Below are 25,350 nucleotides of genomic sequence, written 5' to 3'. Positions count from 1 at the left end.
CCCTGCGCCACCACCTGGAGGAGACCTGTGCAGCAGGCGTCCATCGCCCTCGATCCCGCCTTCACGATCGCCCCGGTCAGCCGCCGGACCTTCGGCTCGTTCGTCGAACACCTCGGGCGCTGTGTCTACACCGGCATCTACGAACCCGAGCATCCCACCGCCGATCCGGACGGGTTCCGTGGCGACGTACTCGCCCTCACCCGCGAACTCGGAGTCAGCACCGTGCGCTACCCCGGCGGCAACTTCGTGTCGGGTTACCGCTGGGAGGACGGCATCGGCCCACGCGCCGAGCGGCCGGTCCGTCGGGAGCTCGCCTGGCACACGACCGAGACCAACGAGGTCGGCATCGACGAGTTCGTCGCCTGGTGCCGGCGCGCCGGGGTGGAACCGATGATGGCCGTCAATCTGGGCACCCGCGGCGTCGCGGAGGCGCTCGACCTGCTGGAGTACGCCAACCACCCGGACGGCACCCACCTGTCGCAGCGGCGGATCGCCGGCGGCGCGGTCGAGCCGCACGACATCCGGATGTGGTGTCTCGGCAACGAGATGGACGGCTCCTGGCAGATCGGCAACAAGAACGCGGTCGAGTACGGCCGGCTGGCCGCCCAGACCGCCCGGGCGATGCGGATGAGCGATCCGGACCTGGAACTCGTCGTCTGCGGGTCCTCCGGCGCCGGCATGCCCACCTTCGGCAGCTGGGAGGCCGAGGTGCTGACCGAGACCTACGACGTGGTGGACTACATCTCGCTGCACGCCTACTACGAGGAGCACGACGGCGACCTCGGGTCCTTCCTGGCCTCCACGGTGGACATGGAACGCTTCATCCGGTCGGTCGTCGCCACCGCCGACCACGTCGGTGCCAAACTCAAGAACCACAAGCGGATCCAGCTCTCGTTCGACGAGTGGAACGTGTGGTACATGAGCCGCGAACTGAACCAGGGCCCGCGGGTGGGCTGGCCGCGGGCGCCCCGGCAACTCGAGGACATCTACCACGTCGCCGACGCCGTCGTGGTGGGCAGCATGCTGATCTGCCTGCTGCGCAACAGCGACCGGGTGACCGCCGCCTGCCAGGCGCAGCTGGTGAACGTGATCGCCCCGATCATGACCGAACCCGGCGGGCCGGCCTGGCGGCAGACCATCTTCCACCCGTTCGCCCAGGCGTCCACGCTGGCCCGCGGCGAGGTGCTGCGGGTCGAGCCCCGGGTCGCCGCGTACGAGACCGCCCGGCACGGCCCGGCACCGCTGGTGGACGCCGTCGCCACCCACGACCCGGAGTCGGGCGACGTCACGGTCTTCGCGGTCAGCCGGGCCACCACCGAGCCGGTCACCCTGCGGATCGACACCCACGCCTTCCCCGGTGGTCTGGTTCCCGGCGACTGCACGGTGCTGGCCGACCCCGACGTGTACGCGGTGAACACCGCCGCCGAGCCGGACCGGGTGCGGCCCCGCCCGCACCCGGGGGTGACCGCCGGTGACGGCGCGATCGAGGTGGTCCTACCACCGGTCTCGTGGAACGTGCTGCGGCTGCAGGCGCCACCCGCCGGCTGACCGGCCGCCCGGCGCCGGCCCACCGGCCGGCGCCGGGCACTACGGTGGATCAGTGACCGGGTACGCCTCGGAACCCGTCCCGACCGTCCAGTTCGGTGGCCGGGAGGACGTTCTCGACCTCGGCTGGGGCCACCCGCACCCGGCGGCCCTGCCGGTGCGGCAGTGGGCCGAAGCGGGCCGGGCCGCCATGGACCGGTACGGGCCGGCGGCGCTCACCTACGGCCACTCGGCCGGGCCGGGACCGCTGATCGAGTGGCTGCGCCACCGGCTGGGCCAGTGCGACGCGCTCATCCCCCGACCCGACCAGGTCTTCGTCACGGCCGGCGCCTCGCACGGCCTGGACCTGGTGTCCGCGCTGCTCTGCCGGCCCGGCGACACCGTGCTCGTCGACTCGCCCACCTACCACCTGGCGCTGCGGGTGCTGGCCGACCGGGAGGTAGGCCTGCGGGCCGCCCCGGTCGACGGCGAGGGAATCGACCCCGACGCGACCGGCGACCTGATCGGTCGGGTCCACCGCGAGGGCGGTCGGGTGCCGATGGTCTACCTCGTACCGACCTTCAACAACCCGTCCGGGCGGTCGTTGTCGGCCGCCCGCCGGGCGGCGCTGGTGGCGGTTGCCCGGCGCGCCGGGACGGTGCTGGTGGAGGACGACACCTACCGGGAGCTGGCCTACGACGGGCCGGCACCGCCCTCCCTGTTCAGCCTGGACGACAGCGGGCCGGTGGCCCGGATCGGCTCGTTCGCCAAGACGGTGGCGCCCGGTCTGCGGCTGGGCTGGGTGACCGGCAGCGCCGAGCTGGTCCGGGCCCTTCGACTGCGCGGCAGTGTCGACAGTGGGGGCGGCGTCAACCACACCACCGCGCTGGCGATGGCCGAGTTCGCCCGGGCCGGCGGCTATGAACGGCACCTGTCCGGGATCCGGGACCGCTACCGGGCGCAGCGCGACGCGCTGATCGGCGCCGTGCGGCGGGAGCTGCCCGACGTCGGGTACGACCCGCCGGCCGGCGGGTGGTTCCTGTGGCTGTGTCTCCCCCAGCCCCGCGGCGGCACCGCCCTGCTGCCGCACGCCGAGGCCCACGGAATGTCCTACCTGCCGGGCACGCCGTTCTTCGTCACCGGCGCCGGCCACCGGTTCCTGCGGCTGTCGTTCTCCCTGTTCGGCCCCGAGCTGCTCGCCGAGGCCGTGCGGCGACTCGCGGCCGCCTACCGTTCGGACGCCTTCCAGCGGGACCCGGCCGCCGGTCCGGACGGTTGATCGCGCCGGGACGGCGGGGTTGTGCGGCGCATGGACCAGGTCCGATCCTTGACCGGTGGCCACCTGCGGCGCGGAGAGGTCGGCGACGGCGGGCGGTTGTAACGTTTTAGGCCCCCCATTGACGCGACCGTAACAGCCTCCTAACCTACCTTGACAAGCGCTTACCTGTGGCCAGCGCCACTTGAGCCGGCGCCGCTGGATGGGCCATGACCGGAGGTTCGCATGGACAGAATGAAACGATTCAGGACTGTGCTGGCCGTGACCGCGGCCCTTGCCTGCGTGGCTGCGGGCACCGCGGCCTGCGGTGACGACGACGGCGGGTCCGGCCCCGTCACGTTGCGTTACTCCTGGTGGGGCAACGCCGACCGGGCCGACCTGATGCAACAGGCGATCGCCGTCTTCGAGTCGCAGAACCCGGACATCAAGGTGACCCCCAGCTTCCAGGAGTACGAGGCGTACTGGCAGAAGATGGCCACCGAGACGGCCGGCGGCAACGCCCCCGACGTGTTGCAGATGGACTTCTCCTACCTGCGCGAGTACGCCGACCGCGGCGTGCTGCTCGATCTCAAGCGGGAGAGCGACAACCTCAAGCTGGACGACCTGCTCCCCGGCTTCCAGGGCGTGGGCGAGGTCGACGGTAAGCAGTACGCGGTTCCGATCGGCGGCAACACCTGGAGCATGTTCTACGACCCGGCCAAGTTCGCCGAGGCGGGAGTCGCCGAGCCGGCGCTCGGCTGGACCTGGGACGACTACCACGCCGCGCTGCAGAAGATCACCGACGCCACCGACGTCTACGGCGGCGGGAACTACACCGGCATCATCTACAACCTGGAGATGCAGCTGCGCCAGCAGGGCGGGGCGCTGTTCACCGAGGACGGCAAGCTCGGTTTCACCAGGGAGCAGCTGACCGACTTCTGGAACGACGGTATCCGGCTCATCGAGCAGGACGTCGTCCTGCCGGTCGACAAGGCCGTCCAGATCAAGCCCGCCTCGCTCTGGGTCGACGGACTGGCCGCCTCCGAGCTGGGCTGGGACAACTTCCTGGTCCGGTACGCCGGGGAGTCCACAATCGAGATCAAACTCGGACCGGTGCCGAGCGACAACCCGCAGCAGCTCGGCCAGTACCTCAAGCCGGCCATGCTGCTGAGCGCCTCGCAGCGGACCGAGCACCCGGAGGCGGCCGCCAAGCTGATCTCGTTCATGATCAACGACCCGGAGGCCGGCCGGATCTTCGGCGGCAACCGCGGCCTGCCCGCCACCAACGCGCAGCGGGCCGCCGCCCAGTTGGAGGGTCCGCTGGCCGCGGTCGCCGCGTACGAGGAGACCATCGCCGACCAGCTCACCAAGGCGCCGCCCGCACCACCGAAGGGCGCCGGCACCATCGAGGCCGCGTTCATCCGGATCAGCGAGGAACTGCACTACCGGCGGATCTCGGTCGAGGAGGCGGTCGACCAGTTCTTCACCGAGGCCGAGGAGACGCTGCAGTCCTGAGGCGGAACGGATCAGGACGGCACCGGACCAGTCAGGGGAAGCACCGATCATGACCACGACGTCCGCGGTGACGTCAGCCGAACGCACTCCGGCCACCGGGACCGGGGCGGCGGTGTCGCGCAAGCGGCGCCGCCGCCCCGGCGACGGGGCGGCGGGATACCTCTTCCTGTCGCCGTGGATCATCGGGATGCTGCTGCTGACCATCGGGCCGATGGCCGCCTCGCTCTACCTCTCCTTCACCGACTACAACCTGTTCACCTCGCCCGAGTGGATCGGGCTGGAGAACTACCGGCGGATGCTCGGCGACGCCCGCTGGCTGCAGTCGGTCCGGGTCACCCTGCTCTACGTCCTGCTCGCGGTGCCGATCAAGCTGGCCGCCGCGCTCGGGGTCGCGATGCTGCTGAACAACCGCCGCCGGGCGCAGGGCTTCTACCGGGCGGCGTTCTACGGACCCTCCCTGATCGGCGCCAGCGTCAGCGTCGCGATCGTCTGGCGGGCGTTGTTCAGCGACGACGCGGTGGTGGACCGGCTGATGCGGTCGGTCGGGGTCAGCACCGGCGGCTGGCTCGGCAACCCCGACTACTCGCTGCTGATGCTGGTGCTCCTCGCCGTCTGGCAGTTCGGCGCCCCGATGGTCATCTTCCTGGCCGGGCTGAAGCAGGTGCCGCCCGAGCTGTACGAGGCGGCGCACGTCGACGGCGCCGGCCGGTGGCGGCGGTTCAGGTCCATCACCCTGCCGATGATCTCGCCGGTGCTCTTCTTCAACCTGCTGCTGGAGACGATCAACTCCTTCCAGATCTTCACCTCGGCGTACGTGATCGGGGGCAAGAACGGCAGCCCGGCCGGGTCCACCCTCTTCTACACCGTGCACCTCTACGGTCAGGGCTTCTCCGACTTCCGGATGGGCTACGCCTCGGCGATGGCCTGGATGCTGCTGCTCGGGATCGGGCTGGTGACGATCGTGCTGTTCCGCACCGCACGCGGCTGGGTCCACTACTCCGGGGACAACCGATGACCACACCCGGAGGTACGCCGATGACCACCGTGGACCCGCCACCCGGTCCCCCGTCGGCCGCCGCGCGGCGGCGCGGTCACCGGCTCGGCAGCATCTGGTGGCACCTCGGCGCGCTCGCCCTGCTGGCGGTGGTGCTCTATCCGGTGGTCTGGGTGGTGGCCGCCTCGTTCAAGCCGTCCCAGTCCATTCTCGGCAGCCTGGAGCTGCTACCCAGCGAGCCGACCACCGAGAACTACCGGCGGGCGGCCGACGGGGTGGCCGGCATCAGCGTGTTCCGGTTCTTCTGGAACTCGACGGTGCTCGCGGTGCTGTCGGTGGTCGGCACGGTCGCCTCCTCGGCCCTGGCCGGCTATGCCTTCGCCCGACTCCGGTTCCGCGGCCGGGGCGTGATGTTCGCCCTGATGATCTCCACCCTGCTACTGCCGTTCCACGTGTTGATCATCCCGCAGTACGCGGTCTTCCAGAACCTCGGCCTGGTGGACACCTACCTACCGCTGCTGATCGGAAAGTTCCTCGCCGCGGAGGCGTTCTTCGTCTTCCTGATGGTGCAGTTCATGCGCGGCATCCCGCACGAGCTGGACGAGTCGGCCCGCATCGACGGCGCCGGACACTGGGGCACCTTCTGGCACATCATCCTGCCGCTGTCCCGACCGGCGATGATCACCACGGCGATCTTCACCTTCATCTGGACCTGGAACGACTTCTTCGGACCGTTGATCTACGTCAGCACGCCGGAGAAGTATCCGCTGCCGCTGGCCCTGCAGCTCTACATCGACCAGACCAGCCTGTCGGACTACGGTGCGCTGATGGCGATGTCGATGCTGGCGCTGGTGCCGGTGATCGGATTTTTCCTGTTCTTCCAGCGATTCCTCGTCGAGGGCGTCTCCACCTCGGGGCTCAAGGGGTGAGCCCGCCCGCACCACCGGCGCGCGGGCAGCGCTTCGCGCTGTTCGGCGAGTGCCTGCTGACCGGGCTGCTGGTGACCCTGGCGGCGGTGCCGGTGGTCACCCTGCTGGCCGCGCTCGCCGCCGGTGCCGCCCAGATCAGCGCGCACGTCGACGGCGAGAGCACGGCCCTGCGTGCGTTCGCGGGCCGGCTGCGCTCGGCGTACCCGGGAAGTGCCGGCTGGTCGCTCGGCGCCGCCGGCGCCTTCGCGCTGCTGGCGCTCGACGCGGCGGTGCTGCGGACCCGGGTCCCCGGCGGCGGCCTGGTGGCGGTCGTCAGCGGGCTGACGGCCGTCGGGCTGGCCGTGCTGCTGCTGCGGGCCGGCGCGCTCTGGCGCCCCGGCGACCGGTGGCCCGACCTGCTGCGCCGCGCCGCTCATCGGACGGTGGTCGCCGATCGGTCCGGCTCGTTGCTGCTGGTCCTCGCCCTCGGCCTGCTCGCGCTCGTCACCTGGCAACTGCTGCCGCTGCTGGTCCCGATGATCGGCTGTGTGGTGATGGCGGCGGTGGCAACCGAACGGCGCCCGTAGGGCGTTCCTTGAGAGCGTGGTCGACCACGCCCCGATCCGGTCGCGTCGTCCAGTAACGACATCGTCACAACGCGACAGATGGTCTGGGCATCGGTTGATATTGCGCGTTTCATGTGGACACGAACGTGATCGGCCGTCCCGGAGTGGCTCCGGCGCGCCGGCCGCGACGCCGACTGGAGGGTGCCAATGTTCACTCGACACAGGAGGGCGGCGGGCCTTACCTCGCTCGCCGTCACCGCGGTGCTGATCACCACCGCCTGCACCAGCGACGGCGGCAACTCCGAGGCCGAGGGCCAGGCCGGCCTGGCCGGGTGCGCCGAACGCCCGCTGGACTGCAACAGCGGCGAGACCAGACAGGGCGGCCAGATCGTCTGGTACATGGAGCAGGACATCGCCACCTGGAACGTCAACAGCGACGACGGTGGTCACTTCTCCACCACCCAGATGCTCAACGGTCTGATCCCCGGCGCCTACTACGCCGCGCCCGACCTGCTCCCGCACTGGAACACCGACCTGCTGGTCGAGGAGCCGACCATCACCGTCGAGTCACCTCAGACCGTCGTCTACAAGATCCGTCCGGAGGCGGTCTGGAGTGACGGCACGCCGATCAGCGCCGAGGACTTCATCTACCAGTTCAAGACCCGCAACACCCGGGACTGCCCGGACTGCGCCACCGCCAGCAGCAGCGGTTACGACGTGCTGGCCAGCGTGGTCGGCTCCGACGACGGCAAGACGGTCACCGCGACCTACCAGGACGGGGTGAAGTTCCCGGACTGGCGCCAGGTCTTCGGCGAGATCTACCCGGCGCACATCGCCAAGGCAAACGGCGGGACGGACACCCCGGAGCAGCTCGCCGCCTCCTGGCAGTACTTCAAGACCACCCAGCCGACCTGGTCGGGTGGCCCCTACGTGATCGAGAGCTACGTCGAGGGACAGCAGCTCATCCAGATCCCGAACGACAAGTGGTACGGCAAGGTCAAGCCGCCGCTGGAGAAGTTCATCTTCAAGATCACCACAGATCAGTCGTCGTTCGTGCCGGCACTGCAGAACGACGAACTGCAGGGTGGCTACCCGCTGCCCAACCAGGACATGGTCTCCCAGGTCAGCCAGTTGCCCGGCTACCACACCTACATCGGACACGGGTTGAACTGGGAACACTTCGACCTCAACCTGCAGAACAAGTTCCTCAAGGACAAGGCGCTGCGGGAAGCGGTCTTCAAGGCCATCGACGTGCCGGGCATCATCGCCCGCACCGTCGGCCAGTACGACCCGAAGGCCGAGCCGCTGGGCAGCCACAACTACTTCCCCGGCAGCCCGTACTACCAGGACGTGGTCACCCCCACCGGCGCCGGCAGCGGCGACGTGGAGGCCGCCAAGCAGGTCCTGACCGCCGCCGGCTACACCGACGTCGGCACCGCCCTCAAGACGCCCGCCGGCGAGCCGGTGACCCTTCGGATCCGGCACACCGCCGGCAACCAGTCCCGGGCGACCACCTCCGAACTGGCCCAGGCCAGCCTCCGGGAACTCGGCATCGACGCCACCATCGAAACCACCGAGGACCTCAGCGGCACGCTGGCCAACGGCGACTTCGACCTGATCGTGTTCGCCTGGATCGGTACGCCGTTCGCGTTCCAGGGCGCCCAGCAGCTCTGGGGCCTGGGCAGCGGCAGCAACTTCGGCAAGTGGGAGAACCCGGCCGCCAACGACCTGATCAACCAGGCCGCGTCGCAACTGGACGAGGCGAAGGGTGCCGAACTGCTCAACCAGGCCAACGCGCTGATGGCCGCCGACTACTACGTGCTGCCGCTCTACCAGCGGCCCACCTACCTGGTGGTCAAGTCCGACTACGTGAACGTCCGCGACAACGCGACCTCCGCCGGCCCCACCTACAACCTCCAGGAATGGGGTCTCAAGGCGACCGCCGAGTAGCGCAGGCCCGGTCGGTCCCGTGCCGGGTCCCGGACGCCACCCGTCCGGAACCCGGCACGGCAGGTCGTCACTCGCGGAGGAACCATGCTCGCGTACGTCGTACGGCGGCTGCTCGCCGCCATTCCGGTGCTGATCGCCGCGTCCGCACTCGTCTACTTCCTGGTGGCGGTCTCCGGCAACCCGCTGGAGCCGCTGCTGCTGCGCAACCCGCCGCCGCCGCAGGCGACCATCGACCTGGTCACCGACCGGCTCGACCTCGACAAGCCGGTCTGGCAGCGCTACCTGGAATGGCTCTGGGGTCTGGTGACCCGGGGCGACTTCGGGGAGTCGGTGCAGGAGAACTACGACATCGGCAGCCAGCTCATCGACCGCAGCGTGGTTACCCTGCGGCTGGTCTTCGTGGCGATGCTGCTGGCGCTGATCTTCGCCGTGGTCAACGGCGTGCTCAGCGCGGTGCGGCAGTACTCCACCTTCGACTACACCGTCACCTTCACCGGCTTCATCTTCCTGGCCATGCCGTCGTTCTGGCTGGCCCTGGTGCTCAAGCACGCGGCGGTCGCGGTCAACCAGGCCAGCGGCAGCAGCACCTTCTACACCATCGGTGAGGCGTCACCGGACACCACCGGGATGACCGCCTGGGAGAAGATCACCGACATCGCCGGACACATGGTGCTGCCGACGATCGCGCTGGCGTTGATCTCCTACGCGGCGTGGAGCCGGTACCAGCGCTCCGCCATGCTCGACGTGCTCAACAGCGACTACCTGCGGCTGGCCCGGGCCAAGGGGCTGCGCTGGCGGCAGGTGCTGGTCCGGCACGGGCTGCGGACCGCGCTGATCCCGCTGACCACCGTCACCGCCCTCGACATCGCCGGTCTGCTGGGCGGAGCGGTGATCACCGAGACCGTTTTCAACTGGAACGGACTCGGCCGGATGCTGATCCGCGGCATCGACCTGCAGGACACCAACGCGGTCGCGGCCTGGCTGCTGCTGGCCGGGTTCGTGGTGGTGGTGTTCAACATCGTCGCCGACGTGCTCTACGCGGTGCTGGACCCGAGGATTCGCTATGAGTGACATCAGCGGCGCGGTCACGGCCGGCCCGCCGGCCGCCGGCCCGGACCGGGAGTTCACCGTCCGGGAACGCAGCCAGACCAGGCTGGTGCTGCGCCGGTTCTTCCGGCACCGGTTGGCCGTGGCCAGTCTGGTCACCTTCCTGCTCATCGTCGCCTTCGCGTACCTGGGCCCGCTGTTCTGGACGTACGACTTCACCACCATCACCGACGACCTGTCGCAGCCGCCGTCGGCGCGCCACCCGTTCGGCACCGACAGCATCGGCCACGACACGATGGCCCAGGTGATGCGGGGCACCCAGCAGTCCATCAAGATCGCGCTGACCGTCGCCCTGATCGGCGGCGTCGTCGGCTCGGTCTGGGGCGCGATGGCCGGCTACTACCGGGGCTGGGCGGACGCGCTGATGATGCGCTTCGTCGACGTGCTGCTCACCATCCCGGTGATCGCGATCGCCGCCGCGCTCGGCGGGATGGGCTTCGGCGGCGGCGCCTGGTGGGCGATCGCGGTCATCCTCGGCGCGCTGAGCTGGCCGTACGTGTCGCGGGTGGTCCGCGGCGTGGTGCTGTCCCTGCGCGAACAGGACTTCGTGGAGGCGGCCCGGGCACTCGGCGCCAGCGACGCCCGGATCATCCTGCGGCACCTGCTACCCAACGCGCTCGGCTCGATCATCGTGGTCTCGACCGTCTACGTCGCCGCCGCGATCCTGGCCGAGACGGCGCTGTCGTTCATCGGGTTCGGCGTCCGCTCCCCCGACACCTCGCTCGGCCTGCTGGTCACCACCTCGGCGCAGGCGATCACCACCCGGCCGTGGCTGTTCTACCTGCCCGGGATCTTCATCATCCTGATCGCGCTGACCATCAACTTCGTCGGCGACGGCCTGCGCGACGCGTTCGACCCACGGCAGACGAGGGTACGCAAATGACAGAGCGTGAGTTGCTGTTGTCGGTCGACGACCTGACCGTCGACTTCCCCACCGAGGACGGCCTCGTCCACGCGGTACGGGGGGTCAGCTACCAGCTGCGACGGGGCGAGGCACTCGGCATCGTCGGCGAGTCCGGCTCCGGCAAGTCGGTCACCTCGCTGGCCGTGATGGGGCTGCTGCCCCGCACCGCCAGGATCAGCGGCTCGGCCCGGCTCGGCGACCAGGAGCTGCTCGGCCGCACCGACGACGAGATGTCGCGGATCCGGGGCCGGCGGATCGCGATGATCTTCCAGGACCCGCTGACCTCGCTCAACCCGGTCTACCCGGTCGGCAAACAAATCGCCGAAGCGGTGCTGGCCCACCACCGGGTCGCGCGCGCCGCCGCCCTGGACCGGGCGGTCGAACTGCTCGACGCGGTCGGCATTCCGCTGCCGAAACAACGGGTGCACAGCTACCCGCACGAGCTCTCCGGCGGGATGCGGCAGCGGGTCGTGATCGCGATCGCGATGGCCAACGACCCAGACGTGATCATCGCCGACGAGCCGACCACCGCGCTCGACGTCACCGTCCAGGCGCAGGTGCTGGAGGCGCTGGAGGCGGCCCGGGAGCAGACCGGCGCCGCGCTGATCCTGATCACCCACGACCTGGGCGTGATCGCCGGCCACGCCGACCGGGTCGCCGTCATGTACGCCGGCAAACTGGTCGAATCCGGCTCCGTCGATGACATCTTCTACCAGCCGCGGATGCCGTACACGCTCGGGCTGCTGGGCAGCCTGCCCCGGCTGGACGACGACGGCCGGACCCGGCTCACCCCCATCCTCGGCGCCCCGCCATCGCTGCTCAACCTGCCGCCGGGCTGCCCGTTCACCCCGCGCTGCCCACTGGCCCGGGACCGGTGCGAACACGACGAACCGGTGCTCACCGGCACCGGCAGCGCCGGGCACCTGGCGGCCTGCCACTTCCACGCGGAGGTCGCCGGGCACGCCGCGCGGGACCTGTTCGACCCGACGGCCGCCGACGCGGACCTCGTCCTGGCCGATCCGGAGGCCCCCGAATGACCGACAGCGCCGTCGTGCCGGCACCGCGCGGTCCGCAGGCCGCCGAACCCCTGATCGCGGTCCGCGGCCTGGTCAAGCACTTCCCGGTCCGGGGCCGGGGGGTGGTCCGCCGCCAGGTCGGCGAGGTGCACGCGGTCTGCGGCGTCTCGTTCGAGCTGCGCGCGAACGAGACCCTCGGGCTGGTCGGCGAGTCCGGCTGCGGCAAGACCACCACCGGCCGCCTGCTGCTCAACCTGGTGCCGGCCACCGCCGGTGAGGTCCGCTACCGGGGCCGGGACCTGGTCGGACTGACCCGCCGCGAGATGCGGCCGCTCCGCCGCCACCTGCAGATCGTCTTCCAGGACCCGTTCGCCTCGCTCGATCCCCGGATGACCGTGCACGAGCTGATCGCCGAACCGCTGCGCATCCATGGCGCCTACGGCGTCGAGGGCCGGGCCAAGGTCCGCGAACTGCTGAAGGTGGTGGGCCTCAACCCCGAACACGGCAACCGGTACGCGCACGAGTTCTCCGGCGGGCAGCGGCAGCGCATCGGGGTGGCCCGCGCGTTGGCGCTGCGGCCGAAGGTGCTGGTGCTCGACGAGCCGGTTTCCGCGCTCGACGTCTCCATCCAGGCCGGCGTGATCAACCTGCTGGAGGATCTGCAGGGCGAGTTCGGCCTGTCGTACCTGTTCATCTCGCACGACCTGTCGGTGGTGCGGCACGTGGCGCACCGGGTGGCGGTGATGTACCTGGGCCGGATCGTGGAGACCGCGCCGACCACTGACCTGTTCGCGAGCGCCGCACACCCGTACACCCAGGCGTTGATCTCGGCGATTCCGCTGCCGGACCCGCGCAAGGAACGCGGCCGGCAGCGGATCATCCTGGCCGGCGACGTGCCGAGCCCGGCCGACCCGCCCAGCGGCTGCCGGTTCCGCACCCGCTGCCCGAAGTTCGCCGCCGAGCTGACGCCGGACCAGCGCACCCGCTGCACGGACGAGGTCCCGGCGCTTGTCGACCGCGCGGTGGGCCATCCGGTGGCCTGCCACTACGCACAACCCCTACGCCTGGTCTGACTGCACGAGTGCCCCGTCAGTGCCCTCCGCCCCGCCCAGACGGGGACACCCGGGGGGGACGCCTGACGACCCAGCGGTGCGTGCCGTCTGGGTCCGCGACGCGGTGCCGCCGATGGCGGGCGCTTCTTGATGATCTGAGCGCTACTGCTGTTAAACGGCGCCTTTAACAGCAGTAGCGCTCAGATCATCAGTCGCAGCCCACGCGAGCACGCCGGTGGAGACGGGTCGAACGATCGGGTCAGGGTTCGCGCATCCAGGTCTTCGGGTCGGTGACGTAGACGCCCTTCCCCTGGTGCCGCCGAATCACCCGCAGCGCTGCTCTCCTCGCGTGGCAACGAAATGGGTGGCTCACCCAGACGGTCGGGGTGGGGACGCCCACCTCGGCCGGTCAAGCCAGCTCCGCTGCCGTACCGCCGAACGAGGCTGCGGTGGCGGGGCGGGCGGGCCGCCCACGGCCGGCAGGTGGACGGCCCGCCCTTCCACCCGCCCAGGGTGACCGGCACTCCCCCGACCGTTCCGGAGAGGACCGCTGTGGCACAGGCGTATCGCGGCGGCCGGCCGATCGGCACCGGCTGGCCACACCGGCCGACCCCCCACGAGGTACGCAGCGAGGAGTTCGCGCCACGGCGGTGCGGCGCCGACCCCGATCAGGTACGCGACTTCCAGCACCGGATCGCCGAGGAACTGACCACCCTGCACCGCGAGATCCGCACCGTACGCGAGGAGAACGACCGCCTTCGGCGCGTGCTCCGCGACTGGCAACTCCGCCACGCCCGCCCCACCGGCCCCGCCCCGGAGCAGTACCGCAACAACACCGGCCACTGGCCGACCCGCTGAACCCGCGGACCGGTCGAGCGCCGGCCGGCTCCCGTACCGTGACCGGGTGGATCTGCTTGTGGTGGGCGGCAGCGGCCTACTCGGTCTGGAGGTCATTCGGCAGGCGCGGCTCGCCGGTCACCACACCGTGGCGACCTTCCACAGTCACCGACCGGCCGTGGCCGACGTCGACTGGCGGAACCTGGATGTCCGGCACCGCGACGACGTAGCGGACCTGGTCGGCTCCGCCCGACCCGCTGTGGTCGTCAACGCCGCCTACCGGCAGGCCGACTGGGCAACGACAGCCGACGGCGCCACGCACGTCGCGCTGGCATCGGCGGCGGCGGGCGCCCACCTGGTGCACGTCTCCAGCGATGCGGTCTTCTCCGGCGGGGCGGCCCGCTACACCGAGGCGGACCTGCCGGACCCCACGACGCCGTACGGCGCGGCGAAGGCCGCCGCCGAGACTGCGGTCAAGGGCATCACGCCGACCGCCGTCATCGCCCGGACCTCCCTGATCATCGGTGCCGGGAACTCCCCGCACGAGAAGCGTGTGCACGCGCTCGCGTCCGGCACCGTCTCCGGCGCGCTGTTCACCGACGATGTGCGTTGCCCCGTGCACGTCGCCGACCTCGCCGCGGCCCTGCTGGAACTGGCCGCATCGCGATCCGCCGGAATCTGCCATGTCGCCGGCGCGGACGCCCTCAGCCGTTACGAACTCGGAGTGCTGATCGCCGATCGGGACGGCCTGGACCCGGTCGCCCTCCCCACCGCTCTGCGCGCCGGCAGCGGTCTACCCGGACCCGTCGCCGTCCGGTTGGACAGCACCCGCACCCAGGCTCGTTTGAGAACCCGCGTCCGAGGGGCACGCGAATTCCTCACGCCCGATCCGCCGTGAGAACGAGTTGCTGTCGGTCAGCCCCTCGCTTGTTCAGACGCGCACAGCCCGCCGGGTGCGACAGACGTCCGCAGGCGTCAGCCGGCGGGGGCGGTCTGGCCCACCCGGGTCACGATGAGGTCGGCGAAGGCCGCGACGTCCACTCCCGTCGCGACCCGGGCGACCGGCCCGTCATCGGGCTGGTCGACGGTGGTGGCTCCCCGGTCCGGTCCGGACGAGGTGTCCACCTCGATCCGGGCCGGCCGCAGCTCCACCAGGTCCGGCCGGATCGCCGCCAGCACCGCGACGGCGTCGTGTACCGGGACCGCGTCCCGACCCAACACCTCCGCGTAGCTGCGCAGGTAGTGCCCCAGCGCCTGGCCGACCAGGGCGCCGACCGGGCCGGCCGCCGCCAGCCGGGTCAGGTCGTCGCGGCCGAGCGCGGCGGCGTAGGTGGTCTCCAGCCCGACCATCGTGGTCGGCACCGGCGGTTCGGTCAGTACCCGGTACGCCGCCTCCGGGTCGAACCAGATGTTGAACTCCGCCGCCGGGGTGATGTTGCCGGCCCCGGTCGCGCCGCCCATCACGATCAGCCGGCCGAGCCGGTCCGCCAGCTCTGGATAGCGGGCGTAGAAGAGGGCCACATTCGTCAGTGGTCCGATCGCCACCACGGTGACCGGCCGGTCGGAGGCCTCGACCATCGCCGCCAGCAGGTCGATCGCGTGTCGCGGGTCGGGTGCGCCGGCCGGCTCCGGTAGCCGGATACCGCCCAGCCCGTCCGGGCCGTGCGGGTGTCCGGCCCTCGGCGGCGGAACGCGCACCAGGGTCCGGGAGGCGCCGGGGGCGACCGGCAGGTCCGCGCGGCCGGCGAGCGCGAGAACCGCGCAGGCGTTGCGGGTGGTCGTGGCGAGACCCAGGTTGCCACCGACGGTCGTCACGCCGAGCAGTTCGATCTCGGGGCTGGCGCAGGCCAGCAGCAACGCGACCATGTCATCGACGCCGGGATCACAGTCAATGACGACAGGTACGGTCATCGCCGAATGGTAGGGGGTGCCGGCCGCCGGCCCGAAACCGATGTTGGCGCCGGCGCCACGAGTGACGATGGCTGCGATCCCGCTGGGGGCGCTGCCGGCGGGCCCAGGTCTGGCGCCGTTGGCGGCGATCCCGGTAGGGCCGGGTCCACTGCCAGCATGCGCAGGGCGGGTGTGCGCAGGCCGGCGAGGGCGGCGCCGGCCAGGACGGCGGCGCAGAGGGTCAGCGCGGTGGCGGCGGTGGCGGCGTCGGCCAGGTGCCCGAGGATCGGGTTGGTCGCCAGCAGCGGCAGATTCTGCGCGAGGACGACGACCGCCTGGACCCGCGCCAGGTGACTGTCCGGCGCCCGGCCGAGCAGCAGCGGCCCGATATGCGTGGCGAAGAGTCCGCTACCCACACCGATGAGGACCGCGGCCGTCAGGGCTGCCGCCCGCGGACCGGGTGTCGCCAGCGCGCCGACGCCCACCGCGGCGATCAGCAGCCCGACGGCGGCGACCCGTTCGGCGCGGGGCAGGGCGCCCCGGGCCGTCACGGCCAGCGCGACGGTCGTGGCGCCGAGCGCCACCGCGCCGAGCAACACCCCGGCGAACGGGGCCGGCCAGTACCGGTCCCGGGCGAGCAGCGGCACCAGCAGCGACGCCACCGGCAGCAGGAAGCCGGCCGCGACGGCGGTCAACAGCAGGGCGGCGCGCAGGGCAGGATCACGCCCGGCCAGCCGGACCCCGGCCGACCCGGTCGACCACCATCCCTCGTCACGTCCCGACCGCCGACCCCGGCGGTCAGAGCTCTGGCCACGGTCTGCCTGCCGCCCCCGATCCGAGAGCCGGCCAGGAGCTGAGGGCCGGCCAGGAGCTGAGGGCCGGCCAAGAGCTGAGGGCCGGCCAGGAGCTGAGGGCCGGCCAAGAGCTGAGGGCCGGCCACGGTCTGCCCGCTGAACCCGGGCTGACCGCGCGGCGGCGTGAGGGCGCAGCACCATGAGCACGAGCAGCATCGCCGCAAAGGTGACCGCGTTCGCGAGGGCCGCCGCCGCCAGCCCGGCGGCCGCCACCAACAGTCCGCCGACCGGCGGCCCGGCGAGGGTGCCGACCTGGCCGGCCACCTGCCGGGCGGACAGGGCACGGGCCAGCGACCCGGCCGGTACCAACAGCCGGGGCATCGACCCCGAGCCGGGCAGGTAGCAGGCGTCCACGACGCCGATGGCCACCGCCACCGCCAGCAGCAGCCCCGGCCGGGGGCCAAGTAACCACGCCCCGATCGCGAGTCCGGCCGTCACCGCCACCATCGTGGTATCGGCCACGATCATGACCCGCCAGGCGCCGAACCGGTCGGTGAGCCAGCCACCCACCAGCAGCAACAACACCCGGGGCGCGACGATCGCGGTCAACACGGCCCCGGCCAGCGGTCCACTGTTCTCGCTCGCGGCCCAGGCCATCGCGAACGCCATGACCTGGGTCCCCAGCAACGACATGGTGACCCCGGCCAGCCAGATCAGGTAGGGGTACGGCACGCCGGGAAGCTATGGGCTCGACCCGGTCGAGGGTCAAGGGTGCGCTCACGCAGCCCGGACGGGTGCCCCGAACCGCACCGGCACCCCGGGCGAGAAGAGCACGCTGACCGGTGGTGCGGTCGGGGCCGGCAGCCCAGCGGCCTTGACCAGTTCGTCGTCGAGTCGGGTCAGCTCCGCCCGGTGCAGGGGCCAGCGGGGGTGCACGTTCGGCAGGTACAGGGTGCGGCCGTGCGCCCGCACGTGCAGCCCCCACCGGGCGGTGAGGAAGTGCTCCAGCGGAGTTGGCTCGGTCACCGGCGGGCCGACCCGTACCGTCATCTTCCCGGCCGCCCCCCGCGGGCCGGGCCAGCGGCGCCGGCAGGTGTAGGTGTAGTGGTCGCCGTCGCGGTGCAGCCGCATCGCCGACCACTTGTACGGCAGCCGCAGGCTGGCCGTCGCCACCAGCACCGGCAGCAGCCGGGCCGCGTCCAGGGACCGGAAGACCACCCCCCGGCGGCCCGCCGCGTCGACGGAGTAGAGCCGCACGTTCGTCTCGCAGAACGTGCCCAGGTACGGCACCCCGGGCCCGGACAGCGGCCCGACCCCGACCATCCGGAACCCGATCAGGCCCACGTACGTGACGCCGTCCAGGAGGTCCGGCCGGGTCCCGGCCGGTAGCAGCGGTCCGACGGTCGCCGGATCCGCCGGCCAGTGCAGGAACGCCAGGTCGCGCCAGCTCTGCACCACGATGGAACGCCGCACCGACCGAGGGGGCAGCTCGGTCACCGGCTCGATGTCCATCAGATCATCATGCCGGCCGGTACCGCCGACGAGCGCACCGGTCCGGGCTCAGCTGCCGCCTCCGCCTCCGCCACCCCCGTCGCCGCCACCACTGAAACCGCCACCGCTGTCGCCGCCCCAGGAGTCGGTGACGCCGCCGGCGCCCGCCGCACCGTGGTAGGCGTCGTGCGTCCGCTGCGGATTGTCCGTCGGGTGCCCGCTACCCCGCCCGGTGACCAGGTTGATGAACATCATCACCACGATCACGGCGACGATCAGTCCGCCGATCCAGAATGCCGTTTCCATGTCACACGCTCCCCTCATCCGCAGTGTGCACCGGCTCGGCAACCGGCCCGGTCGACGCGGGCAGCTTGCGGAGCGCCTCGGCCAGGCCGTCGAGGCCGATCGGCCCGAGGTCCAGGGCGGCCGTGTGCCACCGTTTCAGGTCGAAGCCGGGCCGGGTCCGCGCCTCGTCGCGGGCCGCGAGCCAGGCCCGCTCACCGAGCTTGTACGAGATGGCCTGCCCCGGCCAGCCGAAGTAGCGGACCACCTCCGGGTGCACCCGGTACGCCTCGGACCGGCCCCGGGTCCGCAGGAACTCGCTGGCCACCTCGAAGCTCCACCGGGAGCCGTCGGGCAGCGGCAGGTCCAGGTGTACGCCGATGTCGATCACGACCCGGGCGGCGCGCAGCGCGGAGCCGGTGAGCATGCCGAGCCGGCTGCCCGGTTCGGTGAACCAGCCGAGTTCGTCGGCGAGCCGTTCGGCGTAGAGCGCCCAGCCCTCGGAGTGGCCGCTGACGCCGGTGAACCGGGCGAACCGCGACAGCCGCCGGTCGTCGGCCAGCCGGACCGCGCCGACCTGCAGGTGGTGTCCGGGTACGCCCTCGTGGAAGACGGTGGACAGTTCGCTCCAGGTCTCGAACCGCTGCCGGCCGCCGAGCGGCCACCAGGTGCGCCCGGCCCGGCTCAGGTCCTCGCTCGGCCCGGTGTAGTACGGCGCGCCGGAGGTGGAGTCGGGTTCCAGGGTCACGTCGATGCGGCGCAGCGGGGCGGGGATGTCGAAGTGGCGGCCGTCGAGCTGCTCGATCGCCCGGTCGTGCCACTGCCGCAGCCAGTCATGGTAGGCCTGGGTCCCGACCACGTACCGGGTCTGGTCGAGCAGGGCGATCGCCTCGTCCACACTGGCGCCGGAGCGTACGCCGTCGGCCTCCCGCCGCATCTCCTCCTCGATGCGGTGCAGCTCCTCCCACCCCCACCGGTAGGCGTCGAGCGGGTCGAGGTCCGCGCCGAGGCTGCGCCGGGCGCCGACCGCGTACCGTTCGGCCCCGACCCCGTCGGTTTCGGTGGCCCGGGGGGCGTACTCCCGGCGCAGGTAGTCGGCGGTTTCGGCGTACCCCCGGTAGGCCGCCCGGGCGGCCTGGGCGAGTTCGGCGGCGAGCGGGCCGTCGCCGTGGGCGGCGACCAGCCGGTCGTGCGACCCGACGTAGCGGTCGGCCTGGCCGGCCGACTCCAGGGCCTGCCGGCGGGCGGCCGGCAGGCCCCGGTCGAGGCCGAGCGCCAGGCTGGCCCGCCAGCCGGCCAGCATCGTCGGGATCGCGGCCAGCCGGGCGGCGACCCGCCGCCACTGGTCGTTGTCGTGGGTGGGCAGCAGTTCGGCGCTGTCGCGGACGGTGTGGAGCAGCCCGAACGGGGCCTGCAGGTAGCGCAGCGGTTCGCCGGTGTCGTGCCAGACGCGGTCTGCCGTCAGCCGTTCGCGCAGGTGGTCGGCGGCCAGCCGGTCCGACTCGGAGGTCACCTCGGTGCGGTCGAGCTCGGCGAGGGTGGTGCGGATCAGGTCGGCGCGGGCGGCGTACCCGTCGGGGCTGTGGTCGGTGGCCGGGCCGAGATCACCGGCCACCCCGCGCAGCTCGGCGGAGACCGGGTCGAGGGCGGCTGCCTCCGCGACGTATCGGGCGCAGAGGGCGAAGACGGGCGTCATCGGGTCACTGTATCCGCGGCTGGCCGGCGTGGTGTGCCCACCTTTTCAGTCCCATTGATATCTTTCAATTGTGACCAATGTGGATCGCTCCGCCCCGCCGGCCGGGATCTCGCCGAACGGCGCGGGAGCGCCGCCGGTCGCCCGCCTCGACGACACCCGGCTCGACCGGACCGCGCTGTACTTCGTCTCCTACGACGGCCTGGTGAACACGGCGTCATACCAGCAGAGCGGCATCCTCACCTGGGCCGGCCACCAGTACGCCGCCTGGTACACCGCGAGCCGGCAGGTGGTGCTGGCCCGCCGGCCGGTCGGCAGCGGGATCGCCGGCGACTGGCAGCGGCTGGCCCTGCCGCACAGCCTCAGCACGTACGACTCCCACAACACCATCTCGCTGGGGGTCTCCCCCGCCGACGGCCGGCTGCACGTCGCCATGGACACCCACGACACCCCCGTGCACTACGTCCGGTCCGAGGCCGGGCTCGTCGCCGACCCGGCCCGCCGGGACTGGCGCGCCACCCGGTTCGGTCGGGTCCACCGCGATCTGGACGGGGCGGACCTCGGCGGGATCAGCTACCCCCGGTTCCTGGCCGCCCCCGACGGCCGGCTGCAGCTGTCGTACCGGACCGGCCACTCCAGCAACGGGCGGATGGAGCTGGCCGAATACCACGACGGGCGGTGGAACCTCCTCGGCCCCTGGACCAGCGCCACCGGCACGTACGCCGCCAACGGCGCCACCAGCACGACCCGCAACCTCTACCTGCACGGGCTCACCTACGACGGCACCGGCCGGCTGCACGCGGCCTTCACCTGGCGGGAACGCACCGCCGTGCTCGGCGACCCGGGCGGCCTGGCCAACCACGACACCGGGTACGCGTACAGCGACGACACCGGCCGGACCTGGCGCAACAACGCCGGTGAACCGGTGGCCACGACCGGCGGGCCGACGCTGCTGTCGCTGACCAGCCCCGGCCACGTGGTCGACCCGCTCGGCGTCGACCACGCCCTGATCAACCAGGAGAGCCAGGCGGTCGACTCGACCGGCCAGCCACACGTGGTCATCAGCTACGTGCCCGCCCGGTTCACCCCGTGCGTGACCAGCTTCGTCGCCCAGCGGCGCTCGCACGGCCGGATCTTCCACCTGCGCCGCGAACCGGCCGGAACCTGGCACAAGACGGAGATCCCGGTGCCGCTCAACGCCTTCGGCCGGACCCGGATCGTCCTCGACGCCGCCGACAACGCCTACCTGGTGCTGCCGTACGGGCGGATCGTGGCCGCCAGCCGGGCCAGCGGCTGGACCGACTGGGCGCTGCGGTTCGACGGGGCCGGCCTGAACGCCTTCGGTGAGGTGGTGGTCGACGAGCACCGGGTCCGCAGCCAGGGGGTGCTGTCGGTGCTCTACCAGCAGCGGTCGACCGGCACCAGGCCGTCGCCGCTGCGGGTCGCCGACTTCCGGCTGGGCTGACCGGCGAAGGTCCCCTCCGCTCGGGACCTTCGCCGCTGGGCGGCCCCCACCCCGGTTGGTACGACGGAGGGAGAGCATCCGCGCGGATCCGAGTGGAGGCGGTCGAGATGCCTGTCAACAGCCCGTCCAAGTACGTCTACAACTTCACCGAGGGCGGCCGGGAGCTGGTCGATCTGCTCGGCGGCAAGGGCGCCAACCTCGCCGAGATGACCCGACTGGACCTGCCGGTACCGGCCGGCTTCACGATCACCACCGAGGCGTGCCGGGCCCACCTGGCCGGTGGTGAGCCGCCCGCCGGGCTCTTCGACGAGGTCAACGACCACCTGCGCGAGCTGGAGGCCCGGATGGGCCGGGTGCTCGGCGACCCCCGCAACCCGCTGCTGCTGTCGGTGCGTTCCGGGGCCCGCTACTCGATGCCCGGCATGATGGAGACGATCCTCGACGTCGGCCTCACCGACGCCAGCGTCGCCGGCCTGGCCGCCCTCACCGGCGACGAGCACTTCGCCTGGGACTCCTACCGCCGGCTGATCCAGATGTTCGGGCGGACCGTCTGCGGCGTACCGGCCGCCGAGTTCGATCGGGAACTCGACGCGGCCCGTACGGCGGCCGGCGTCGCGACGGACAGCGAACTCTCCCCCGCCGACCTGCGGCACCTGGTCGAGACGTACAAGAAGGTCTTCCACGCGCACACCGGCCGGGACTTCCCGCAGGCCCCGCACGAACAGCTCTACCTGGCCATCCGCGCGGTCTTCGACTCCTGGAACTCGCCGCGCGCCCGGCTCTACCGCCGGCAGGAGCAGATCCCCGACGACCTCGGCACCGCGGTGAACGTGATGTCGATGGTCTTCGGCAACCTCGGCGCCGGCTCCGGCACCGGAGTCGCGTTCACCCGCGACCCGGCCACCGGGGCGCGCGGCGTCTACGGCGACTACCTGGCCGACGCGCAGGGCGAGGACGTGGTGGCCGGCATCCGCAACACGGTCGCCCTGCAGGAGCTGGAACGACTCGACCCGACCAGCTTCGACCAGCTGATGTCGATCATGGACCGGCTGGAACACCACTACCGTGACCTGTGCGACATCGAGTTCACCATCGAGCGCGGCAAGCTGTGGATGTTGCAGACCCGGGTCGGCAAACGGACCGCCGCGGCGGCGTTCGTGATCGCCAACCAGCTCGTCGACGAGGGCATCATCGACCTGGACGAGGCGCTGCGCCGGGTCACCGGGGACCAGCTCGCCCAGCTGATGTTCCCGACCATCGACCCCGCCGCCGCGGGCGAACCGGTGGCGACCGGGGTGGCCGCCGCACCGGGCGCCGCGGCCGGCCGGGTCGTCTTCGACTCCGCCGCGGCGGCCGCGGCGGGCGGACCGGTCATCCTGGTCCGCCGCGAGACCAACCCGGACGACCTGCCGGGCATGATCGCGGCGACCGGCATCCTGACCAGCCGGGGCGGCAAGACCTCCCACGCCGCCGTCGTCGCCCGGGGCATGGGCAAGACCTGCGTCTGCGGGGTGGAGGATCTCGTCATCGCGCCGGACGGTCAGCACGCCACCCTGGCCGGTGTCGAACTGCGTGCCGGCGACCCGATCTCCATCGACGGCACGACCGGCCGGGTCTACCGGGGTACCGCGCCGGTGCACCCGTCCCCGGTCGCCAGCTACCTCGACGGCGACCCGACGTCGCAGCGGGACCCGGTGGTCGCGGCCGTGCACCGGCTGCTCGGCCACGCCGACGCCACCCGCCGGCTCGCGGTGCACGCCAACGCCGACACCCCGGCCGACGCCACCCGGGCCCGCCGGCTCGGCGCGGCCGGTATCGGGCTGTGCCGCACCGAGCACATGTTCCTCGGCGACCGGCGCGAGCTGGTGGAGCGGCTGATCGTCGCGGAGACCGACGCCGAGCGGGAGGCGGCCCTGGCCGCGCTGCTGCCGCTGCAGCGGGCCGACTTCGTCGGCATCCTCGCCGCGATGGACGGGCTGCCGGTCACCATCCGGCTGCTCGACCCGCCGCTGCACGAGTTCCTGCCGGCGCTGGAGGAGCTGACCGCCCGGGTGGTCCGCGCCGAGGCACTGGGGCGCGATCCCGGCCGGGACGCCCTGCTGCTGCGGGTGGTGCGGCGGCTGCACGAGGCCAACCCGATGCTCGGATTGCGCGGGGTCCGGCTCGGGCTCGTCCTGCCCGGCCTGCTGGCGATGCAGACCCGGGCGATCGCCGAGGCGACCGCGGAACGGATCCGGGCCGGCGGCGACCCGCGGCCGGAGATCATGGTGCCGCTGGTCGGCGCGGTCCAGGAACTGGACGCGGCGCGGGCCGAGGTGGCGGTGGCGCTGGCCGAGGTCGACGGGCTGCCACCGATCCCGATCGGCACCATGATCGAGGTGCCCCGGGCCGCGCTGACCGCCGGTGAGGTGGCCGGTGCCGCCGACTTCTTCTCGTTCGGCACGAACGACCTGACCCAGCTCGGCTGGGGATTCTCCCGCGACGACGTCGAGGCCGCGTTCTTCCCGCGCTACCTGGAGCTGGGCATCTTCGCCCGGTCGCCGTTCGAGACCCTGGACACCTCCGGGGTGGGCCGGCTGATCCGGCTGGCGATCGACGAGGGCCGCACCGCCCGCCCCGGACTGCGGATCGGCGTCTGCGGCGAACACGCCGGGGACCCCGAATCGGTCGGCTGGTTCCACGGCGCCGGGGTCGACTACGTCTCCTGCTCGCCGTACCGGCTGCCGGTGGCCCGGCTCGCCGCCGGCCACGCCGCCGTCGTCACCACCGACGACCCGTCCGCCGCCAGCCGATAAGGAGTACGACATGAGCAGCACCGCACCGCGCGTCCGCCCGTTGGCGGCGGACGCGCCGCGCGCCCCGGCGAACGGGGCGGCCGGGCAACCGTCCCGGCGGGTCCCGACGGGCGGACCTGACTCCCCGCTGGTCCCGACGGACGGGCCGGCGGCTCGGCTGGTCCCCGTGGAGCGGGGCGGGAGGCCGGTGGGTGCCTACCTGGTCACCGGCACGACAGCCCGGTTCACCCCCGTGGTGGACCTCGACCAGGTGCTGTCGGCGGCGCTGGCCGCGGTGACCGTCACGGCGGCGGCGGTGTCGCTCGTGGCGATCCGGCGGCGCCGCCCGCCGGTCATCGGAACGGTGACGATGGGACCGGGCGGCTGGGTGAGCCTCAAGGGACTCCCCGGCCCGGACCTGCGGGCCAGCCGGTCGGGCGGGACCGGTCGGCGTCCGCTGTGGGCCCGGATCCTGCGCGCCCAACGGCTGGTGGTCGAGCCGCCGGCCCGGGCGCGTCGGTGAGCCGCCGCCCCGGGGCGCGTCGGAGGGGACCAGGGCGAACCTGGTCCCCTCCGGCCTGCCGCGCCAGGCGTCGGCCCGGTCAACGGACCCCGGTGGTCGGGGGCGGGAAGGCCACCGCACCGGTCAGCAGGGTGTCGTCGAACTCGTAGTCCAGCTCGTCGATCACCTCGACGACGCCGCTCACCTGGGCCGCCAGCCGCAACGCGATCTGCACCGCGCTGCGCCGGTCCAGCCGGCCACGCAGCCGCACCACGCCGCCGTCGACGGTCACCTGGATCCGGCCCTCCTCGACCGCCAGGACCCGCCAGAGCACCTCCTGCACGACGTCGAAGCGGATCTCGGCGTCCGGACGCAGGTGCACCTTGAGCAGGTCACCGCGGGTCACGATGCCCACCAGCCGGCCGAGGTCGTCGACCACCGGCAGCCGCTTGACGTCCTCGCGTTCCATCCTGCGGGCCGCCCGGGCCAGGGCGGTGTGGCCGTGCACGGTCACCGCCGGGGCGGTCATCAGGTCCCGCGCGGTCGCCGCCTCGGCCTTCTGCTCGGCCGTGCGCCGGCGCCGGCTGGCGAAGATCCGCCGCTGGTGCGGTTGGCCGATCAGCTCGACCTTGTGCAGGAGATCAGCCTCGGAGACCACCCCCAGCACCCGACGGAAGTCGTCCACCACCGGCACCGCGCTGACCCGCCGGCCGGTGACCACGTCGATGATCTCCCGGTACGGGGTGTCCTCGCCGACCGCCGCCACGTCGGTGGTCATCACGTCGCTCACCCGCCACGTTCTCATCTCGGACCCTCCTTCCGCGCCCGGTC

At 72.2% G+C, this 25,350-nt stretch carries 22 protein-coding genes and 1 pseudogene; 16 read left to right on the top strand and 7 right to left on the bottom strand.

Annotated features, from left to right (window positions below; translation table 11 throughout):
- The first annotated feature begins 27 nt into the window (after positions 1-27).
- From O7627_RS16770 to O7627_RS16720, 11 genes are all read left to right on the top strand, one after another.
- Positions 28-1,548, top strand: a complete 1,521-nt coding sequence (locus tag O7627_RS16770; protein WP_278094455.1) for an alpha-N-arabinofuranosidase — start codon at positions 28-30, stop codon at positions 1,546-1,548.
- Positions 1,549-1,600: 52 nt separating this feature from the next.
- A complete protein-coding gene (locus tag O7627_RS16765; RefSeq protein ID WP_278094454.1) occupies positions 1,601-2,803 on the top strand; it encodes a PLP-dependent aminotransferase family protein in 1,203 nt (400 codons plus the stop codon).
- Between the two features lie 258 nt (positions 2,804-3,061).
- The gene (locus O7627_RS16760) at positions 3,062-4,294 is read left to right on the top strand and encodes a sugar ABC transporter substrate-binding protein (RefSeq protein WP_278094453.1); all 1,233 of its coding nucleotides are present in this window, start codon (positions 3,062-3,064) and stop codon (positions 4,292-4,294) included.
- A gap of 49 nt (positions 4,295-4,343) precedes the next feature.
- On the top strand, positions 4,344-5,309 hold the full coding sequence (locus tag O7627_RS16755) for a sugar ABC transporter permease (protein ID WP_278094452.1): 966 nt from the start codon (positions 4,344-4,346) through the stop codon (positions 5,307-5,309).
- Complete coding sequence (locus O7627_RS16750; RefSeq protein ID WP_278094451.1) at positions 5,306-6,217, top strand: carbohydrate ABC transporter permease; 912 nt, start codon at positions 5,306-5,308, stop codon at positions 6,215-6,217. The genes O7627_RS16755 and O7627_RS16750 overlap by 4 nt, the downstream gene beginning before the upstream one ends.
- Positions 6,214-6,783 carry a hypothetical protein gene (locus tag O7627_RS16745; RefSeq protein WP_278094450.1) on the top strand — a complete coding sequence of 190 codons (570 nt, stop codon included), beginning with the start codon at positions 6,214-6,216 and terminating at the stop codon, positions 6,781-6,783. Before O7627_RS16750 ends, O7627_RS16745 begins: the two co-directional genes overlap by 4 nt.
- A 186-nt stretch (positions 6,784-6,969) precedes the next feature.
- A complete protein-coding gene (locus O7627_RS16740) occupies positions 6,970-8,712 on the top strand; it encodes an ABC transporter family substrate-binding protein (RefSeq protein WP_278094449.1) in 1,743 nt (580 codons plus the stop codon).
- Positions 8,713-8,796: 84 nt separating this feature from the next.
- On the top strand, positions 8,797-9,783 hold the full coding sequence (locus tag O7627_RS16735) for an ABC transporter permease (protein WP_278094448.1): 987 nt from the start codon (positions 8,797-8,799) through the stop codon (positions 9,781-9,783).
- Positions 9,776-10,702, top strand: coding sequence for an ABC transporter permease (locus O7627_RS16730; RefSeq protein ID WP_278094447.1), 927 nt, complete (start codon positions 9,776-9,778; stop codon positions 10,700-10,702). The genes O7627_RS16735 and O7627_RS16730 overlap by 8 nt, the downstream gene beginning before the upstream one ends.
- Positions 10,699-11,760: an ABC transporter ATP-binding protein gene (locus O7627_RS16725; RefSeq protein ID WP_278094446.1), complete on the top strand. Its 1,062-nt coding sequence runs from the start codon at positions 10,699-10,701 to the stop codon at positions 11,758-11,760. The genes O7627_RS16730 and O7627_RS16725 overlap by 4 nt, the downstream gene beginning before the upstream one ends.
- On the top strand, positions 11,757-12,812 hold the full coding sequence (locus O7627_RS16720) for an oligopeptide/dipeptide ABC transporter ATP-binding protein (RefSeq protein ID WP_278094445.1): 1,056 nt from the start codon (positions 11,757-11,759) through the stop codon (positions 12,810-12,812). Before O7627_RS16725 ends, O7627_RS16720 begins: the two co-directional genes overlap by 4 nt.
- Before the next feature lie 238 nt (positions 12,813-13,050).
- Here O7627_RS16720 and O7627_RS16715 read toward each other — a convergent pair.
- Positions 13,051-13,128 (bottom strand): annotated as a pseudogene (locus tag O7627_RS16715) (GntR family transcriptional regulator); the annotation flags it as partial.
- Between the two features lie 215 nt (positions 13,129-13,343).
- Between O7627_RS16715 and O7627_RS16710 the strand changes: the two are divergent.
- Positions 13,344-13,649: a cell division protein DivIVA gene (locus O7627_RS16710; RefSeq protein ID WP_278094444.1), complete on the top strand. Its 306-nt coding sequence runs from the start codon at positions 13,344-13,346 to the stop codon at positions 13,647-13,649.
- A 46-nt stretch (positions 13,650-13,695) separates the two neighbouring features.
- Positions 13,696-14,526, top strand: a complete 831-nt coding sequence (locus tag O7627_RS16705; RefSeq protein WP_278094443.1) for a sugar nucleotide-binding protein — start codon at positions 13,696-13,698, stop codon at positions 14,524-14,526.
- A gap of 77 nt (positions 14,527-14,603) precedes the next feature.
- Here the strand turns inward: O7627_RS16705 and O7627_RS16700 are convergent, their stop codons facing one another.
- From O7627_RS16700 to O7627_RS16680, 5 genes are read right to left on the bottom strand one after another with little or no spacing between them, the layout of a single operon-like run.
- On the bottom strand, positions 14,604-15,539 hold the full coding sequence (locus O7627_RS16700) for a nucleoside hydrolase (protein WP_278094442.1): 936 nt from the start codon (positions 15,537-15,539) through the stop codon (positions 14,604-14,606).
- Positions 15,536-17,044, bottom strand: a complete 1,509-nt coding sequence (locus tag O7627_RS16695; protein ID WP_278094441.1) for an MFS transporter — start codon at positions 17,042-17,044, stop codon at positions 15,536-15,538. The genes O7627_RS16700 and O7627_RS16695 overlap by 4 nt, the downstream gene beginning before the upstream one ends.
- A 45-nt stretch (positions 17,045-17,089) precedes the next feature.
- Entirely contained in the window at positions 17,090-17,824 is a 735-nt protein-coding gene (locus tag O7627_RS16690) for a DUF2071 domain-containing protein (protein ID WP_278094440.1), read from the bottom strand.
- A gap of 48 nt (positions 17,825-17,872) precedes the next feature.
- On the bottom strand, positions 17,873-18,109 hold the full coding sequence (locus O7627_RS16685; RefSeq protein ID WP_278094439.1) for a hypothetical protein: 237 nt from the start codon (positions 18,107-18,109) through the stop codon (positions 17,873-17,875).
- Between the two features lies 1 nt (position 18,110).
- Complete coding sequence (locus O7627_RS16680) at positions 18,111-19,781, bottom strand: DUF885 domain-containing protein (protein ID WP_278094438.1); 1,671 nt, start codon at positions 19,779-19,781, stop codon at positions 18,111-18,113.
- Positions 19,782-19,851: 70 nt separating this feature from the next.
- Here O7627_RS16680 and O7627_RS16675 point away from each other — a divergent pair, with 70 nt between their 5' ends.
- The 3 genes from O7627_RS16675 (at position 19,852) to O7627_RS16665 (ending at position 24,540) form a co-directional block, all read left to right on the top strand.
- A complete protein-coding gene (locus tag O7627_RS16675) occupies positions 19,852-21,243 on the top strand; it encodes a BNR repeat-containing protein (RefSeq protein ID WP_278094437.1) in 1,392 nt (463 codons plus the stop codon).
- A 107-nt stretch (positions 21,244-21,350) separates the two neighbouring features.
- Complete coding sequence (gene ppdK / locus O7627_RS16670) at positions 21,351-24,038, top strand: pyruvate, phosphate dikinase (protein WP_278094436.1); 2,688 nt, start codon at positions 21,351-21,353, stop codon at positions 24,036-24,038.
- A 10-nt stretch (positions 24,039-24,048) separates the two neighbouring features.
- Positions 24,049-24,540, top strand: a complete 492-nt coding sequence (locus tag O7627_RS16665; protein ID WP_278094435.1) for a hypothetical protein — start codon at positions 24,049-24,051, stop codon at positions 24,538-24,540.
- Between the two features lie 79 nt (positions 24,541-24,619).
- Here O7627_RS16665 and O7627_RS16660 read toward each other — a convergent pair whose 3' ends face one another.
- The gene (locus tag O7627_RS16660) at positions 24,620-25,324 is read right to left on the bottom strand and encodes a CBS domain-containing protein (protein ID WP_278094434.1); all 705 of its coding nucleotides are present in this window, start codon (positions 25,322-25,324) and stop codon (positions 24,620-24,622) included.
- Positions 25,325-25,350: the final 26 nt, after the last annotated feature.

The sequence above is a fragment of the Solwaraspora sp. WMMD1047 genome (assembly GCF_029626155.1).
GTDB lineage: Bacteria > Actinomycetota > Actinomycetes > Mycobacteriales > Micromonosporaceae > WMMD1047.
This window is presented reverse-complemented; position numbering and strand designations above follow the sequence as displayed.